The organism is Paraburkholderia unamae, from assembly GCF_003096875.1.
In the GTDB taxonomy this organism is placed as follows: Bacteria; Pseudomonadota; Gammaproteobacteria; order Burkholderiales; family Burkholderiaceae; genus Paraburkholderia; species Paraburkholderia unamae.
The window spans coordinates 382,674-396,381 of record NZ_QEOB01000003.1; the positions used below are offsets into that span (position 1 = coordinate 382,674).

The window sequence follows — 13,708 nt, forward strand, 5'->3', positions numbered from 1 at the left end:
GAACTCAATGCCTTCCCGATTAGATCGCACGGCCGCACCCACGCAGACGGCGAAAGCTGGCCGATTTCCAGTCCGTTCCGCACGGGGTCCCGACGCGGGGCAGGGACGCGCCCCGCCCGCGCGGATGTCCGCGCGCAAAAACGCAGAAAGCTCACAAAAAATGTGAGCTTTCTGAATTTGCAGCGATGTCTGGAGGTCAGTGACGCAGCGCAGAAGCCGCGGCACTCGCGTGGTCAGCAGCGTAGAAGAGGACCGAACCGGCGCCGGCGAGCAGCAGGACGAGTGTGACGGCCACCGCCATCAGGCTCGCGACGTTGAGCACGCGCGCGATCGCCGTCACCTGCTCGACGAGCTTGTCCACTGTGCCGATACCCACCTTGCTGATCGCGTCCTCGAAGTTCGAGCGCCGCCCGAAACTCTCCACGCGATCGGTGTTCGCCTGTGAGAACACGCCGGTGGCAAAGGCCTTGGCCGGTTCATCCGCCTCCCCGTCGAGGCGGTGAGCAATCTCATCGATGTGCCAGCGCAGCCACGGCATCGCCTCACGACGCAACTCGGCAAGCGACTCGGCCAGACCCACGTCGCTCTGCATGAGCGAGGCGAGTGCCACGAGGAAGATCGATCCACTGTAGCCGCGATAGATCGAGTACACGGGGAAGATGTTGTCGACCCGCGCGCGCGTGCGCCCGCTCCAGCGCGGCATGAGCCACGCGACCAGGAAGAAGATGGCGAGGACCACCGCGCCCACGACGACTCCGTAGTCGCGCAGGGCCACCGACATGTGGTACACGACACGGCCAATGAACGGCCAGTTCGCAGGCGGCGCGATGGACTCGAGCATCGGCTCCATCACGAAGCCGAACACGAGGATGTAGGCGACCAGCATCAGTCCGAGAAACGCCGGCATCGTCAGGGCGCCAACGAGCGCGCCCTTCATTCGCGACGCGATCGCAACCGTCATCGCGAGAAACCGGAGTCCCTTCGTGAGGTTGCCCGCCGCATCGGCCGCGCCCAGGATCATGATGTCCATGCGCGGCACGGTGCCCACGATGGCCTGCGGGAAGCTCTGGTTGTCCAGTCGCGAGAGCCACAGATCGAAGAGTCCCGTTTCAACGTCGCGGCGACGCGCAAGCTGGTCGCGCGTTTCCTCCAGATATTCGGCCAGGTTCGCGTTGTCGCCCAGCGCCTCCGCAAGATCGGCATAGAAGGCCTGGCGACGGCCGCGGAACGAGAACTTCGCCAGCCCCAGCATGACCGGGTTCATGCCGGCACCGCTTCGTCAGGCGCCGGTGCCGGCTCGTCCGATACATCCGCCCCTGCTGTGACAGGAACGGCGAGCGGCATGACCTCGTACAGTTCGAACGTCTCGTCCAGTTCGTTGGCCATCGTGTGGGGGTCGACGATCCCGCTCGCGACCTTGTACAGCCCGTGCTCGAAGATCGTCTTGCCTGTCATGTCCGGATCATCGAACGCCGTGCGGCGCGCGCGGCGGTACATCTCTTCGGCCTGCGAGTCGTGCCCTTCGCGGATCAGCGCGCGCATCTCGTGCGTCATCTGGATGACTTCGGCAAGCACGGTGCGCCCCAGCACGCCCTTGCCCGAACACGCCGGGCAGCCGCCCGGGCGCACCACGCGAACACGTCCGAGATCCAGGCCGTACTTGCCTTCGAGCAGTGACGCCGTTTCGGTATCGAGATTGCCGCGCGCGGGCAGCGCGCAGGAACAGAGCTTCGCGACGAGGTCCTGGAAAATGATGCCCGCGAGGAAGTTGCGGCTGCCGAGCACGTCGCGCGACATGCCGATCTTGCCCGAGGTGAGCTTGCGGATCACGGGGAAGCCGCCGCTCGCGTGCGTCGTCGTCATGCCCTTGTGACCCGAGTCGATCATGTACTCGAAGAGTTCCGCACCGGCGCTGTCGCGGATCTCCCCCGGCACTACCACGTCGGGGTCCATACGCATTGCGGTGCGCATGGCCGCAAGGAACGGGTCACCCGTGCCCGACGCCGTGCGCTGGATGCTAATTTCCGTTGTGCCCTTCTTGCGGTACTCGTTCGGGTCCTCGATGAAGATGATCTTCTTCTTGTCCCGGTCGGGAATCAGCGTCTGCGCCGTGCGGAGCGTGGTCGATTTGCCGCTGCCGGTATCGCCGCCCACGATGAGCGCCCCCTTGCTGCGGATGAGCAGGTTCACAAGCCGGTCCTGCCCTGGCTCGTAGCCCAGCTCGGCCAGCGTCGGCACCTTGCCGTCCACGCCGGTTTCAAGGAAACGCAGGATCACTTCGAACCCGCCCACGCGAGGCTGCGAGGCCCAGCGCAGCGTGAAATGCCGCCCGTCGATCACAATGGGGATGTTGCACGACTGCGACAGACGCTTGTTGAAGGACGGCTCACTGCGCGAGGTCTTCTCCGCGAGCTTCGTGTAGGCGTACATCACGGCGTCAGTCGCGCGTGAGGACGGCTGGATGGTGTCGAGCGTTGCGAGTTCACCGTCGATGCGATATCGCAGTTCCGCGCGGTTGTCCTCTTCCGAGATTTCAACGTGCAGGTCCGATGCCTTTTCACGCACGCCACGCTCGGCCATGTCGAGAAACGTCGTGCTCGACTGCGACTGCTCGCCTTCGACACGCTGCCACGCGGCAACCGTCTCGTCCGCATCGGCGGCCTGGTCATAGAGCGCGAGCAGCACGCTGTGGCCGACGATCTCGGTCTGCACCCTCGCATAGCGCCCGCGAAGGCGCTCGACCAGCGACAGGTACTCGTTGCTGAAGCGCGCGCGGCGCGTGACGAGCACGATCACGCGGATCGAGTCGATCCGCACGGCCGCGAGCATGGCGCGCTGGCCTTCGCTGAGCGACAGGTCGCCCTTGCCGGCCGTAAGCAGCACCTCGAACGCGGGCAGGCCATTGACGTCGGCGATCTCACCCGAGCCCACCTCCTCCACCCATTCGGCAGGCTCGACCGGCCCGCCCGCCACCGGAAGGTCCCGGCGGGCTGCGCGCAGGCGCCCGCGCAGCAGGCGGCCAAGCATTCCCGGCACCTTCATCGCGCGCCTCCCGCCGGCTTGTCCGTGCCACCGTCCTTCGGGAGGTCCGCGGCCGCCGCTGCGGCCACGCCGAGATCCACCACGCTGCTTTCGCCGCCACGCGAGAACGTCGCGCCGTGGCTGGTGAGGCCAGTGAGCCTCCAGCCGGAAACCGGTTCGTGATCGCCGAGACACCGCGTATAGAGGACATCCTGATACATCACGTCGAGGCACACGCGCGCGCCGAAACGGTAGTAGCCGTATGGCGAGAAGTCATGCGAGGGCACAGCGGGCCGCTCCTTCGTGACCGCCGCGGTCTGCCCCTGCGCATCCGCCACGCGGATGCGGGCCTGGCTGTCCGCGATATCGGCCTTCATGCGCGCCTGGGCGAGCGCGCCCTGATCATCCTGCATCTCGCCCAGCGAATACGCCTGCGCGGTACCCGCAAGCAGGCAGGCGAGCGCGCCGGGCAGCGCGCGCCTGAGGAGTTCAGTTCGCCACATAGTAATTGCCCTCAATCACAATAACCGCCTCTTCCGGGTTGTTCTGCGGAATGTTGATGTGCACGTGATCCACCGTGAAACCCGGCGGAAACCGTTCGGGAAAGCGCACCATCCATGCACTGCCCTGCATCTGCCACGTGCCGGAGCGCACCGGCGTGCGGATCTGCTCCTCGCGCACCCCGGCCGGCAGGCCGACCACGGTTGGCGCCCCAACCGTGAGCGTGACCCGCGTGAGCGCGTTCTTGTCCGTCGTGCCCCGGTTCAGCAACTGCTGGAATGTGCCGATGCGCTGCATGAACGCCTGGCGCGTCAGCAGCCCGGGCAGTGTCAGGCCCGTCGCCTGCGCCGGAATCGTGACGGGAAACATCGCCGTCACGGACTTGAAGTCCTGGCCGAACTGCACGGCCTGCGCCCCACTGACGGGGGTCGCCGCAAAGCTGTCGTAGGTGCCGCCGTTGATGCTCCAGCCCGCACGGCACGAACCGCTATCGCAGTCGACGCTCGTGAGCCACCAGCCCGCCGTGGAAACGGGAATCGCGCGTGCGAAGTCCGTCATCGCCGTGACGCGCTCCGCACGCAGGCCGGCGCCACTGAGCAGGCCCGGTAGCACACGCGCGTAGGCGACGTTCGGATCAACGTGTTTCGCGCGCTCGCGTGCCTGCTGCGCGGCCAGATAGTCCGTGTAGGCGCTCCACGCATACGCACCGGCTCCGGCCAGCACAAGGAGTGTGAGGGCCGATACGATGAGACCACGCGGCAGCGACGCTGGCGCAAGCCTCGCCCGGCCCGCGTCGCGACCGCCCAGCAGCTGCTCGGCCGACAGGGTCTCGACACTCTCGATAAACGTGCCGCGTCCCAGCACGCGCACCCGGGTGTGCTCGCCAAGCTGCTCGCGCAGCTCTTGGAGGCGCAGCCGCACCGTCTCGTGCGTGGCGATGAGATCGAATCCAACGACGGGGACGCCGTCGCGCGCGGCAGCCAGCGCCGCGCGCCCGCTGCCAAGATCCCAGAGGAGGACCGCCACGCCCTGCGGGACGTACTGGCCGAGCAGTGCCGCGGCCGCATAGGTGCTGCGTCCACGGGGCACGCCGTAGCCGAAGCCGAAGAGCGGGCGCGAGGTGCCGCCATTGCGCAGCACGATCACGTGCGAGGGGCGGCGCGCCTTCACTTCCATGCGCCGCTCGCGCTTCATGTCGACAACGCCGCGCGGGGACAGCCATTCGATGCCGAAGGCAAGCCGCCGGCGCCGGTCCACGCGCAGCAGGGTTGTGCGCTCAGCCACGATCAACCTCCCGGCAGCAGCTGGGCAGTCACGAGAATCACCACGGTGACCTTCTCGCGCGTGCCGCTGTACGCCCCCCCGAGACCCACCGCGTGGCCCAGGAGAGTCTGCTGGCTGTAGTTCTGCGAGTCGTGCGTGAGGCCCGCGAGCACGAGGGTGGCGCCCGGCTTGAGCGCGACCTGCGGCATCGACGTGAAGCCGTTGACCTCCGGCGTCTCGATGGTCTGCTGCGTCGCGCCCGAGCCGGTCGAGATCTGGCCGAGACTCTTGAGCACGGAGTTATCCAGGTTCAGGTTGAGCAGGATGCTGCCGTCGTCGAGGACGGTCGGCAGCACGTGACCGATGAGACCCGTCGTGACCTGCCCCGGCGTGAGGCCCGGCAGACCGCTGCCGCCACCGACCGAAGACGAGTAGCCGGGCGACGTCTGCGCGAGATAGGTCTTCTGGTCCGTCGACGCGAGCGTGCCCAGGTGCCGGTTCAGCGTCACGGCGGCCGCCGAGTTGACGTCGTTCACCCGGCCGACGCCCTTGAGCGCCTGAAGCAGGAGCGACGAGCCGCTCATCTGCTGGTAGATGTTCTGCGAACCGGCCGTGGCGGGCGCGAGGATGGCGGCACCCAGGCTGCCCGTGCCGGAACTCACGAGCGAGGCGGGGCTCGCCATCGAGAGGGTGAAGTCAGGCAGCGCGTTCGTGAGCTTGGAGAACACGACGTTCCAGTTCACCCCCAGGTTGCTGTCGTCGCTCGTGGTCACGCTGATGAGATCGATATGCACGACGACCTGCTGGGTCATCACCCGGTTCTCGTGCTTGACGATCCGGTCGGCCGCCTCGATCGCATCGCGCGTGTCGCGCATGACGACCGTACCCGTCGCCTGGCTGATCGTGAGCTTGCCGCTCGCGGATTTGACCGTGTTCAGCTCCTCCTCGATGCTCTTCCACACCGAGAACTTGCCCGTCACGGTGACCTGGCCCGCCGACGTGAAGCTGCTGCCGCCACTGGACGAACCCGATCCGCCCGAGCCGCTTCCGCCACCGCCGCCGGACTGCGAAGTCGAGCCCGAACTCTTGCCCAGCACCTCGTTGAATTCGGTGTCGCCCGAGTTCGTATTGATCTGCCACATGCGCGTGACGTACCGGTAGAACTGGATCGCGCCATCGCGATACTCCCAGTTGACCCCGAAGTGCATTGCCACGCGGTTCAGGAAGTCGCCAAGCGAGCCGTTGTAGTTCAGCTCCATCGTCTCGGTCCGCAACGGGATGGCCGCGCCGCCCGTTCCCATGCCGGGGCGCGAGGGCGGCGGCGGCAGGTTGCCGCCGGTCGTCGCGTGGCCGGTATCGGGCGCACCCGCACCCGCGTCCGCAGTCGTCTCGTTCACATCGGGATTCAGGCGAACGGGAATGCCAGTGATCTTCGAGATGCGTTCGGCGACGGTCGGCAGATCCGAGCGCTCGAGATAGCCGAGCTGGAACGGCCAGCTTCGCGCGTTGCTGAATTGCGGTGGAAGGGTGGAATCCTCACCCAGGCTCACGATCTTCGGCGCGAGCCAGTTGCCGCGCACGCGGCTGACCACCGTTGCCTTCCCGGGCATGGTGGACGCCATATGGCGCTCGACGTGCGCACCCAGGTCGCGCCCGCTGGCATCGATCTGTTCCTTCTGGGCGACCGTGCACGCGGCAAGCGCGACGCTCAGCGCCACGCATCCCGGCTTGAGCAGGCGCTTCGTTCGTTTTGCAACCGGCTTCATCAGTTCGCTCCCCGTCGGCATTCGCTTACGTCACCCACGATGCGGATCGCGGGGTTGTCGTAGACACACATGGCGAGGGACATCTCGCCGCCCTGCAGGTCGTTGAGGACCTGGGTCACGATGTCGACCACGCTGCCCCGGTAGGTGGGCGCACCGGCGATATCGACATCCCTCGGCCGGTCCCATGCGAACTGCCAGCCAACGGAGACGAGCCACTGCTGGAGCTGGCTGCGCAGGTTCGGCCCCGACGGCACGAGATGCAGCGTGTACTGCGCGTCGGTCGCGCCCGCTGTGCCGCCTGCGCCACCCGTCCCGTCGCCCGCCGCGGGGTCCGACGCGCCGGTCGCGGCGGTGGCTGCGCCGGAGCCCGCCACGCTGGAGCCGGCCACTGGCGCGGCCGCCTTGATTGCCGCCACTGGCCCTCCCACCACGACATCCGGTGTCGCCAGCAGCGGTGGCACGGTCGCCCCCGACGCAGCCGTCGCCGTCGAAGCGGCCGCTGTCGGCGCATTTGCCGGCGCGCTGGCCGCAAGCACCTGCCAGCCATCGTCGGCCGTGCCGGAGGCGTCATGTGCGGGCTCGATGCTCGCCAGCGCCAGCGGCGCCGAACCCAGGATCGCGAGCGCGAACATCGTCTGGGCAATCCTCCGGGTGTACGGCCCGGCTCCGGTCGTGGAAGGTCTTCTCATCTTCGTCGTGGCCCTGATCCTGGGGGCGTCGTTGGTTCGGATTTGGTTGGGCGGCACAGTCGCGCCCTGCTGCGGGTCGGTATCGGCGGACGCGCTCACGACGCGCCTGCCGGTGTCTCTTCGTAGCGCACGTCATGTCTGCGCGTGACGCGCACGCTCTGGCCATCGGCGCTCACGTTGAACGTCGCCGAGGTGCCGTTAAAGCGGTAGTAGCGGCCCTTCTGCTCGCCGGAGCCGAGGTGCCGGTCGTCCACCACGGACACGTTGATGACCGTGGGCGCGAACTTGAAATAGGTCGAGCCGTCCTGGTCGAACACCGCTTCGAGGTGCGCGGGGTTCGTTGCCGCGAAGTCATAGACCGTGGCCGCCGTGCGCGCGACCTCGACGCGGTGCGTGCCATCCGATACCGTGAAGCGCGGCGCGCGGTCGATCGTCATCACGCTGGTCGCCGCATCCCAGTGCGGGTGCAGCGATCCGCCCTCCGGTGTCGTGAAGGCCAGGTCCCGTGCGGGCTTGCCGTTGAATCGCAACTGCGTGTGGGCATCGTCGGCGTCGCGGATCGCGTTCGCGCCGAAGTCGCGTGCAAGCTGTGAGTCGATGTGGGCAGGAGCCGCCATCGTTGCGCTCACATCGGGATGCCCGTCATCGTGTGCGGGGCCTGCGTAGGCCAGCGCGCCCGATTTGCCCACGTCTCGATGCAGCCGCACGCGGCGCGCATCGAAATCGATATCGGCATACAGGTCCGCCTGCACCATGAGACGATCGAGCGCCTGCATCCAGTTCTCGCCCGGGTGTGTGGCAAACCGGCTGGCTGCGCTCAGGTCCACATCCTTTTGCGCCGCGCCGCTCCAGCCCTGCGGGACAAGCGACTTCACGAGCTGGGCAATGGGGAGGTTCGCATCGAGCGTGCGCACCGGTTCGAGCGCCCCGTGCGCGCCGATGAGCGACAGGTGTCCGCTGAAACCGGCGAATGCCGCTGGCTGGTCGTCGCCCGTACCGGGCAGCGCGCCATGTCCGCCGATGAAGGCGTTGGCGCGCTTCCAGGTCGTAGTCGCCCCCTGCCCGCCGACGGTGTAGTGCACGGACGCGGGTGTGCCGTCGACCACGACATACGGGCCTTCGCGATGGCCGCCATCGGCGGTGAGGTCCTGTCCGGGGCGTGGCTGGATATAGGTCTTTGAGCCGTCGTTGAAGACGAGGGCAGGCCGCTGCGCGATGCCGCCAAGCACGTCATAGTCGAAATCGAACGGGTCGGTATCGGAGGCGCGCGCGTGCTGGAACACCAGCGCGAGTGCGAGCGCTACGGCAAGGGTCGTGGTGGGCTTCATGGCGCGGCGTGGATCTGGTTGAGGTGGCGCGCGAAGCGCGCGAGATAGGCGCCGCCGGGCACGGGGTTCGCGCTGTGATACCAGGCGATCGCCTTCGCGGCCGAATGCGTGCGCTGGTAGTTCTCGTTGAGGATGGCTTCGGCAACCCGGATGTTCGTTGCGGGCGCAAGCGCATCCCAGGGTGAGGCGAAGCGCTGCCGGTGGTAATGCCAGTTCACCTGCATGATGCCGACGTCGAAATCGTCGCGACCTGCGGCGAGCAGCTCGCGGATCGCGCCATACGCGTCCTCGCGCGAACGGAAGAAGTAGCCGCGTCCCGCAACGTTCAGGGTCCACGGCCACGCCCGGCCATTCACGCCGGACTCGTTCAGCGCGATGCCTGCGAGCACGCGCGGATCGACGCTCGTGTGCATGAGCGCAAACGGCACCACGGCGTTAGCGCACGCCCAGCCGCCGCGCCCCTCGGTGATGGCGGCCTGCGCCACGTCGTCGAGCACGGCGGGCCGAAGCCACCCACGCTCAACGAACAAACGATCGAGCGGCACCTCGCGTGAGCCCAGCGAAACGGTCATGCCGTCGGCCGCGCCACCTTGCACCGGCTGCCCGACGAGTGGCGCGGCCCATGCGTTGAATGCGGGCAGGCCGCAATAGAGCACGGGCGCACCCTCGATCGACGCAACGGCGCGCGCGGAGGCTGACGTGAGGACTATCGCCGTGGGACTGATCACGCCGGCAATGGTCGCGGCGTGCGCCGCCCCGATGGCAAGCGACGCCGAAATGAACACGGCAACCACGCGACTAGCCACGGTACGGCTCCAAGTGGATGTCGCGGTTCACCTTGATCATGAAGCGCTTGCCCGGCTTGATCGTGATCGTGGGCGGGATGTTCTGGTAACGGCTCAGAATGGATTGCGAGGTCTGCGCAGCGACCTGCCCCGCCGTGCTGCCGACCTGCGTGACGCCATACGGACTGCTCGTGGTCGAGGTCGTGTCGCTGCCATCGAAGTGGTTCAGAAGGATGGCCGTCAGGAACGATGCGCCGAAGATCTTCCAGAAGTGGTTGTTCACGTCGCCGGAAAAGCCGGCGTAGCCGTTCTGGTCCGCCCCTTCCGCACCATAAAGCGCGACGTGCTTGCCGTTGGGCAACGTCATCATCGTGCTGGCGACGAGGATGCTTTCCTGTCCCACCTTGATGTCGCTCTGGTACGGGGCGGTGATCATCGTGCCCTTCGGGATCATCAGGCAGGTTCCCGTCACGCTGTCGTAGACGTCCTGCTCGACCATGAGGGAGGCGGTGCCCGGACGGTCCGAGTTCTCGCCCTCCGTGACGAGCACGCCGATGTGATGCGGGGGCGAAAGCGTGCAGGAACCGGCCTGCCCCACGAATCCCGCACTCAGGAAGCCCTCGCCGGACGCGGACTGCGCCTTCGCCGCGTTCAGGAACTGGGCATCGCGTTCGCCAGACGATGGACCGGCGCTGTTGCCCTGCCCCATCGTGGCGGCGATCGCCTTCGCCTGCGCTTCGGCGGTGCCTGCGGCGGCCGCTTGGGCGGAGGCCTGCTGCATCGCCATCTGTTGCGGCGTGAGCACGCCGTTGGCCGCGGGCGCAGCCTGCTGCGCCTGGCCCCTCATCCCCCCGCCGGCGATGAAGATCGGCGAGGCTGCGGCCGAGTCGTCCTTTGCGTCCGACGCGAGCGCGTTCGTCGCATGCGAATCGCGCTCGTACTGGTCCAGCGAGATGCCGGGTTTCGATGCCGGCGCGGGTGCGGAGGCGGCCGCCTCACGGGCCGCCTGCTCGTCGCGTCGCGCCTTGGCCTGCTGGTCGGCGATGATGCGGTCGATATCGTTGTCGGGCTTGTGGTCCACGGCGGCCGCGGCTTTCTCGGCCTTCTCCGCTCTCGCCTGCTGGTCGGCCTCGTCGCCCGCCTTCGACTGGTAGTAGTAGCCCATCGCGCCGATGATGACGGCAAAGACTCCGCCAACGGCATAGAGCGCGTTGCGCGGCGACTTGCCCTTGACGACACGGTCCTGGTCAGGAAGCGGTGGCTGGTTCGGGGTCGACATGCGCTCAGAACCCGAAGATGCCGCGACGGTGGCGGGAGATGGTCACCTCGTCGTCCGCCGCGCGCAGGACAATCCGGTCGGCGAGCTGCTGCACGACGAGATACTGGCCACGGCGGATGAAGTTCGGACTCACGTCATCGCCGTGATCCTTGACGATAGGCACGGCGAACGGTGCATCGACAGGCAGGCGCAGCCAGACGAACTTGCCGTCGTCGAAAACCGTCTCGGGCCTGAAAGGCGCCGAGCCGTCCACCTTGTAGTCGAAGTTGAGCTTGTCGGGCGACACGCCAAGCGGACCGGAATCGCCCGCGTCGTTCCCGCCTGCCGCTGCACCACCACTGTCATTCGCATCGACGCCCTGTTTCGCGCGCATCCTCGCCATGAGCGAGCCTGCATAGTGAAAGCGCACGCTCTGGTAGAACAGCCCCCCAACGGGCGACGAGACAAGCGTCAGGTCGTACTCGCGCATGTTGGTCGTGAGGTGCAGCGTGTTCACGAGCCCCTGCTTCACGGGCTTGATGAATACGTGATTGGCGCCATCGGTATCGATGAGCCACTGCACCGAGTCCCCCATCGCCGGATCGGTCGTGAGCTTCTCGCCCGGCGCCAGTTCGATCGTCGTGAGCTTCAGCGGTGCGGTGAGGACCCGAAAGATCTGGTCGCGGCTGTACTCGAACACGACGATGCGCGCGTCGTTGGGCATCGCCACCGGATCGGTGCCCGAGTTGTACGGGTTCACCGGACTCATCGGATCGCCAACGATTGCGCCCATGTCGAGCGATGGTGCGGGCAACGAAGGCTTCCTCGCGGCGAGCGACGACTGGGAAAACGCGAGCGCGCAGACGAGCGCGGCAAGCGGCATGAGGGAACGGGTTGCCGGGATCGTCATACGGTCTTTTGCAGCGTGAAGAACGGGAAGAAGATCCCGAAGGGGTTCGTTCCCACCGCGTCATCCGAACTGGCAGGCACGATCTGGTAGCGCAGCGTGAGCGCGTAGCGCTGTTCCACTGGCTTGTCGGCGGGAAACTGCGTCGTGGTGGTTGTGAACTCAACCACCACCGTCGAATCATCAAGCACGGAGACGTTGTTGATACGCACTTCGCGCACGAGTTTGGGATCGGCCGTGATGGCCTGAAACGGCGCATCCCTCTTGAGCCAGTCCGCGAACTGGTTCTTCGCGTTGTCGAGCATCTGCGCCTTCACCGCGTTGATGTTGCGGGCAAGGCGCGAGGTCTCGATGGTCTGCGTGAGGACCGGCTCGATGGTGAACCAGCGTTCGACCGAATCCTTGATCGAGGAGCGCAGTGCCTGGTCGTCGGGCTTGTAGGCGGCAAGCTGCTTGATGAGTGGTCGCCCACCCGCATCGGAAGCGATGCCGTAGGACTTCACGACGGAGGGCGGTGGCTGGCGCGTCCAGACCGCGCCGCCCGCGACGACGGCGAGCACGAAGCAGAGGATCTTCCAGTGGTTCGCCTCGACACGCAGCCGGGTGCCGCGGTCAAAAATGACCTTCTCGGGATCTTCTTCGGAGTAGCCCCCCGGTGCTGTCGAGAGGGCAATCTGTTTCTTGGACCGACGGAACAGGGGCATGACGCGCGTACACAAGTTGGTTCGCGTCAATTGAATCAGCGGCCGGGGTTGCTCCAGCACGCAAAAGGCCAGCCATTTTTTATACGATTCCGGCATCGGCTCGCCACGCACGGTTCACGCGGATGTCCGCGCCGTCTAAACCGGAATCGTGATGAAAATCGGTAGCTTTTTGATGGGCCACATCAAACGGACAAGAGGGATGCTGTCCCACGAGTCCCACGTCAACAAAGCACTCTCTTTCATACACATTACCCACATAAATCAAATGGATAACATATTTTTGCCCAATTTCAGGGCAAAAACGGCGCGGATGTCCGCGCCGTTCTGATCAGGGACGCGCCAGATATCGACTCGAATGGCGGGGAGGAACGGGGCGACGGCGTGGCCGTCCTTGACTTCAGCCAACGTCCGATATTCTGTGCGTACTCAACGATCTCGTGCCTTTGAAAAATGCGCCGGTGTTACGGAAGGAGCGCGACGTACGGGTAGGCAAAGCACTGCTGGCCAAACTTTCCGAGGTACTCACGATGTGGCGCAATGGTAAGGACACCAATGCCCACTCTCGCGAGCAAACAGTGTGTAGCAATTTGTGCCCTTAGGGGCGGGAAATACGATGAACGATAGATCGACGATCCGCGCGGCTCACGCAGCGTTATTAGCGAACAACGGGGCGATATACGAGCAGGGGAAATTGTACTTGGCGGCATTGTTGAGCGGCTTGTGGGATACACAGGCAAGCCTGGCACAAGAGTTCGCCGAATCGAAGTCGCACATATCGAGGAAGATCGCGCTCGCAGCGATTCCACCAGCGGTCATCGAAGCGTTTGGTGACCCTCACGTCGTCAGCTTTCGCCTCGGCGATACTCTGCTCTCCGCGATAAAGGAGCTGGGGGAGGACAGGGTCGTCTTGAATGCGTATCGAGCGAGGGAACTGAGGCTGCGAAGCCCTGAGAACGTCCTGCAAGTGATCCTTACCGGGAGGCTCGCCGCAGCTCAGCAGACGGTCATCCGACTGACGTTCGCACAAGACGAAAGATCGATGCGAATCGAATCTCCCCAAATCGCCAGATTGCGCCCGTACCACGAGCAATTGAAGAGCTACCTGGAGCGTGCACTGCTTGATTTCGAGCGGACTATGCGTTTTGCCGACGTGTTAAGGGCACGTGACGCAGCAGTCCGACGGCAGAACAGCCCATCCACACCAAAGCGTCAGGTCAAATACGCGAGGCTGCCCGATGTCGAGGCGAAGACGAAAGGTCCCGCGGGCAAGCCTGGAACATGACGTCGGCATCGTGGCGTGTTTGACTTGAATTTTGGCCCGTGCTTCCCGCTGTCACCTTAGCATCCCTCGCACTATGATCGGGACTCCGTCGGATCTTGGTTCGGCGAACTGATCGCGTTCGCCCTCCACTAGCACGGTGTCGCGGGACATCGCAATCGAGCCCGAGTGGACGGCTCAATTGATACGGTGACGCAATTCAACAAG

Annotated in this window: 13 protein-coding genes; 1 reads left to right on the forward strand and 12 read right to left on the reverse strand. The window is 65.8% G+C overall.

Annotated elements, in window-relative coordinates; all coding sequences use genetic code 11:
* Nucleotides 1–196 precede the first annotated feature (196 nt).
* From C7402_RS08865 to C7402_RS46875, 12 genes are all read right to left on the reverse strand, one after another.
* Nucleotides 197–1,264: a hypothetical protein gene (locus C7402_RS08865; protein WP_133254442.1), complete on the reverse strand. Its 1,068-nt coding sequence runs from the start codon at nucleotides 1,262–1,264 to the stop codon at nucleotides 197–199.
* A complete protein-coding gene (locus tag C7402_RS08870) occupies nucleotides 1,261–3,042 on the reverse strand; it encodes a GspE/PulE family protein (RefSeq protein WP_116610321.1) in 1,782 nt (593 codons plus the stop codon). The genes C7402_RS08865 and C7402_RS08870 overlap by 4 nt, the downstream gene beginning before the upstream one ends.
* Nucleotides 3,039–3,524: a hypothetical protein gene (locus C7402_RS08875; protein WP_116610322.1), complete on the reverse strand. Its 486-nt coding sequence runs from the start codon at nucleotides 3,522–3,524 to the stop codon at nucleotides 3,039–3,041. Before C7402_RS08875 ends, C7402_RS08870 begins: the two co-directional genes overlap by 4 nt.
* Nucleotides 3,511–4,806 (reverse strand): type 4b pilus protein PilO2, encoded by a 1,296-nt coding sequence (gene pilO2, locus C7402_RS08880; protein WP_116610323.1) that lies wholly within the window; start codon nucleotides 4,804–4,806, stop codon nucleotides 3,511–3,513. The genes C7402_RS08875 and pilO2 overlap by 14 nt, the downstream gene beginning before the upstream one ends.
* Nucleotides 4,807–4,808: 2 nt before the next feature.
* Nucleotides 4,809–6,551: a type II secretion system protein GspD gene (locus tag C7402_RS08885; RefSeq protein ID WP_165841833.1), complete on the reverse strand. Its 1,743-nt coding sequence runs from the start codon at nucleotides 6,549–6,551 to the stop codon at nucleotides 4,809–4,811.
* Nucleotides 6,551–7,183: a TcpQ domain-containing protein gene (locus tag C7402_RS08890; protein WP_116610325.1), complete on the reverse strand. Its 633-nt coding sequence runs from the start codon at nucleotides 7,181–7,183 to the stop codon at nucleotides 6,551–6,553. The genes C7402_RS08885 and C7402_RS08890 overlap by 1 nt, the downstream gene beginning before the upstream one ends.
* A gap of 152 nt (nucleotides 7,184–7,335) precedes the next feature.
* On the reverse strand, nucleotides 7,336–8,568 hold the full coding sequence (locus tag C7402_RS08895) for a TrbG/VirB9 family P-type conjugative transfer protein (protein WP_116610326.1): 1,233 nt from the start codon (nucleotides 8,566–8,568) through the stop codon (nucleotides 7,336–7,338).
* On the reverse strand, nucleotides 8,565–9,374 hold the full coding sequence (locus C7402_RS08900) for a transglycosylase SLT domain-containing protein (protein WP_116610327.1): 810 nt from the start codon (nucleotides 9,372–9,374) through the stop codon (nucleotides 8,565–8,567). The genes C7402_RS08895 and C7402_RS08900 overlap by 4 nt, the downstream gene beginning before the upstream one ends.
* The gene (locus tag C7402_RS08905) at nucleotides 9,367–10,632 is read right to left on the reverse strand and encodes a TraB/TrbI/VirB10 family type IV secretion system protein (RefSeq protein WP_116610328.1); all 1,266 of its coding nucleotides are present in this window, start codon (nucleotides 10,630–10,632) and stop codon (nucleotides 9,367–9,369) included. Before C7402_RS08905 ends, C7402_RS08900 begins: the two co-directional genes overlap by 8 nt.
* A gap of 4 nt (nucleotides 10,633–10,636) precedes the next feature.
* Nucleotides 10,637–11,521 carry a TrbG/VirB9 family P-type conjugative transfer protein gene (locus C7402_RS08910; RefSeq protein ID WP_116610329.1) on the reverse strand — a complete coding sequence of 295 codons (885 nt, stop codon included), beginning with the start codon at nucleotides 11,519–11,521 and terminating at the stop codon, nucleotides 10,637–10,639.
* Nucleotides 11,518–12,222 (reverse strand): VirB8 family type IV secretion system protein, encoded by a 705-nt coding sequence (locus tag C7402_RS08915; RefSeq protein ID WP_116610452.1) that lies wholly within the window; start codon nucleotides 12,220–12,222, stop codon nucleotides 11,518–11,520. The genes C7402_RS08910 and C7402_RS08915 overlap by 4 nt, the downstream gene beginning before the upstream one ends.
* Before the next feature lie 261 nt (nucleotides 12,223–12,483).
* A complete protein-coding gene (locus tag C7402_RS46875) occupies nucleotides 12,484–12,627 on the reverse strand; it encodes a hypothetical protein (RefSeq protein WP_165841835.1) in 144 nt (47 codons plus the stop codon).
* A gap of 208 nt (nucleotides 12,628–12,835) precedes the next feature.
* Between C7402_RS46875 and C7402_RS08920 the strand changes: the two genes are divergently transcribed.
* Entirely contained in the window at nucleotides 12,836–13,504 is a 669-nt protein-coding gene (locus C7402_RS08920; protein WP_116610330.1) for a hypothetical protein, read from the forward strand.
* Nucleotides 13,505–13,708 lie beyond the last annotated feature (204 nt).

What these genes read in the sequence shown, in the direction of transcription:
- C7402_RS08865 (WP_133254442.1), bottom strand. Translation starts at nt 1,264, where the DNA reads ATGAACCCGGTCATGCTGGGGCTGGCGAAGTTCTCGTTCCGCGGCCGT.
- C7402_RS08870 (WP_116610321.1), bottom strand. Translation starts at nt 3,042, where the DNA reads ATGAAGGTGCCGGGAATGCTTGGCCGCCTGCTGCGCGGGCGCCTGCGC.
- C7402_RS08875 (WP_116610322.1), bottom strand. Translation starts at nt 3,524, where the DNA reads ATGTGGCGAACTGAACTCCTCAGGCGCGCGCTGCCCGGCGCGCTCGCC.
- C7402_RS08885 (WP_165841833.1), bottom strand. Translation starts at nt 6,551, where the DNA reads ATGAAGCCGGTTGCAAAACGAACGAAGCGCCTGCTCAAGCCGGGATGC.
- C7402_RS08890 (WP_116610325.1), bottom strand. Translation starts at nt 7,183, where the DNA reads ATGTTCGCGCTCGCGATCCTGGGTTCGGCGCCGCTGGCGCTGGCGAGC.
- C7402_RS08895 (WP_116610326.1), bottom strand. Translation starts at nt 8,568, where the DNA reads ATGAAGCCCACCACGACCCTTGCCGTAGCGCTCGCACTCGCGCTGGTG.
- C7402_RS08905 (WP_116610328.1), bottom strand. Translation starts at nt 10,632, where the DNA reads ATGTCGACCCCGAACCAGCCACCGCTTCCTGACCAGGACCGTGTCGTC.
- C7402_RS08910 (WP_116610329.1), bottom strand. Translation starts at nt 11,521, where the DNA reads ATGACGATCCCGGCAACCCGTTCCCTCATGCCGCTTGCCGCGCTCGTC.
- C7402_RS08915 (WP_116610452.1), bottom strand. Translation starts at nt 12,222, where the DNA reads ATGCCCCTGTTCCGTCGGTCCAAGAAACAGATTGCCCTCTCGACAGCA.
- C7402_RS08920 (WP_116610330.1), top strand. Translation starts at nt 12,836, where the DNA reads ATGAACGATAGATCGACGATCCGCGCGGCTCACGCAGCGTTATTAGCG.